The sequence below is a fragment of the Amycolatopsis sp. SID8362 genome (assembly GCF_010550475.1).
In the GTDB taxonomy this organism is placed as follows: domain Bacteria; phylum Actinomycetota; class Actinomycetes; order Mycobacteriales; family Pseudonocardiaceae; genus Amycolatopsis; species Amycolatopsis eburnea.
Genome location: NZ_JAAGNB010001031.1, coordinates 1 through 2,117, shown reverse-complemented (window position 1 = coordinate 2,117; position 2,117 = coordinate 1). Strand labels below are relative to the sequence as shown.

At 70.9% G+C, this 2,117-nt stretch carries 3 protein-coding genes; 2 read left to right on the top strand and 1 reads right to left on the bottom strand.

All coding sequences use genetic code 11. The features are described 5' to 3' along the window. The coding region (locus G3I65_RS32450; RefSeq protein ID WP_160699478.1) for an IS481 family transposase at positions 1 to 628 on the top strand (628 nt) is incomplete at its 5' end. Between the two features lie 136 nt (positions 629 to 764). Here the strand turns inward: G3I65_RS32450 and G3I65_RS32445 are convergent. Further along, positions 765 to 1,601 carry an inositol monophosphatase gene (locus G3I65_RS32445; protein WP_125310201.1) on the bottom strand — a complete coding sequence of 279 codons (837 nt, stop codon included), beginning with the start codon at positions 1,599 to 1,601 and terminating at the stop codon, positions 765 to 767. 177 nt (positions 1,602 to 1,778) lie between these two features. Between G3I65_RS32445 and G3I65_RS32440 the strand changes: the two genes are divergently transcribed. Beyond that, the coding region (locus G3I65_RS32440) for a glycosyltransferase (RefSeq protein ID WP_309235842.1) at positions 1,779 to 2,117 on the top strand (339 nt) is incomplete at its 3' end.

The window sequence follows — 2,117 nt, the reverse complement described above, 5'->3', positions numbered from 1 at the left end:
CGGCGAACCGCTGCGCCGCTACGAACACGACCATCCCGGCTCGCTGATCCACGTCGATGTCACCAAGTTCGGCAACATCCCCGACGGCGGCGGGCACCGCTACCTCGGCCGGCAGCAAGGCGAGCGCAACAAACGCGCCACGCCAGGCTTGCCCCGCGGCGCGGACTACAAGCCCCGCACCGGCACCGCGTTCGTGCACACCGTCATCGACGACCACTCCCGCGTCGCCTACGCCGAAATCCACACCGACGAAACCGCGGTGACTGCCACCGCTGTCCTGCGCCGGGCCGTGGCCTGGTTCGCCGATCTAGGCGTGACTGTCGAACGCGTGTTGTCCGACAACGGCTCGGCCTACCGGTCCCACGCTTGGCGCGAAACGTGCGCCGAGCTGGGCGTTATCCCGAAACGGACCCGGCCTTACCGGCCTCAGACGAACGGCAAGATCGAACGTTTCCACCGGACCCTGGCCGACGGGTGGGCCTACGCCCGCTTCTACCCGTCCGAGAGTCTGCGGCGGGCGGCGCTACCGGACTGGCTGCACTTCTACAATCACCATCGACCCCACAGCGCAACCGGCGGCAAGCCGCCGGTCACCCGGCTGACCAACCTCCCCGGACATCACATCTAGGGCGGTGGGTGGCTGGCGGGGGCCGCGTCGCTTTCACGTGAAAGCTACGCCCGACCGGCCCGCTCTCGGCGGCCGCGCGTGTAGTGAATGACTCATTCATGTCGTCAGATGACATGAATGAGTCATTCACTACGTCTCAGCCTGCGTGGGCGGTCTCCTGCCACCAGCCCAGGACCTCGTCCGCCACTCCCGGCGCCGCTACCAGGAGGCCGTCCGTCGGCAACGCCGTGTCCTCGCCGTGCTTGTCCAGTACCACCGCGCCCGCTTCGATCGCCATCGCGACCGAGCCGGCTACGTCCCACTCGTGGTAGCTGTGCAACACCGCCGCTGCCGCGTGGCCCAGGGCCACCTGGGCGATCGACAGCGCTGCCGAGCCCAGGACCCGGACGCCCGCGTGGGCCGCCGCGGCGCGCTCGATGAAGCCGCCCATCCCGGGCCACGGACCCTTCCTGGCGAACTCCGTGCAGACCAGGGCGCCCGCCGTCACGCAGCGGTCCGTCAGGCGGACCGGTTTGCCGTTCGCGCGGGCCCCTCGTCCGCGCGCCGCGGCGTAGATCTGGGCGCGGTACGGGTCCGCGACCACTCCCACCACCGGTCCGGCCTCGTCCACCAGTGCCAGGCTGTACGCGCACCACGGCACGCCCGCCACGTAGTTCGCCGTCCCGTCCACCGAGTCGACCACCCAGCGGTACTCCGCGACGTCCGCGCCGTGGTCCGCGCCGAACTCGTGGCCGACCACCGGGATGCCCGGGAACTCCGCGGTCAGGACGCGGCGGGTGTGGCGCTCCAGGATGCGGTCGGTGTCGGTGACCCAGTCGAACGGCGAGTCCAGCGTCGACGGGTGGGCGCCGCGGCCGGCGGTCGCGGTGATCACGTCGGTGGCGTCGTTGGCCAGCCGTCCGGCCACTTCGAGCGCCCTCGACAGCAGGCCGGGCTCGACGGGCCGCGGCGGCCGGGAGGACAAGAGGGTCATGCCTGCTTAGTCTGGGCCCCCGTGGTTTCCAGGACACGACCTTGAGATGACATGTCGTAGCCGATCTGTTCCGGCAGCGTTGGCCGCCGTGTCACGCGGTCGCCAGTATCGGGTGCGATCGTCCAAGACGTGCGAGTCGCCATAGTCACCGAAAGTTTCCTGCCCCAGGTGAACGGCGTGACCAACTCCGTCCTGCGGGTCGTCGAGCACCTGCGCGAACGCGCGCACGACGTGCTGATCATCGCGCCCGGCCCCGGCCCGGACTCCTACCGCGGCGCCCCGGTCGTCCGGATCCCCGCGCTGGACTTCCCCGGGGTCAATTCGCTGCCGATCGGCGTGCCGACGCGCACCGTGCTGAACGCGCTCAGCGCGTTCGGGCCGGACGTCGTGCACCTGGCGTCGCCGTTCGTCGTCGGCGCGCGCGGGCTCGCGGCGGCGCGGCGGCTGCGCGTGCCGTCGATCGCCGTCTACCAGACCGACATCGCCGGGTTCGCCGCCGCGTACGGCTTCGGCATC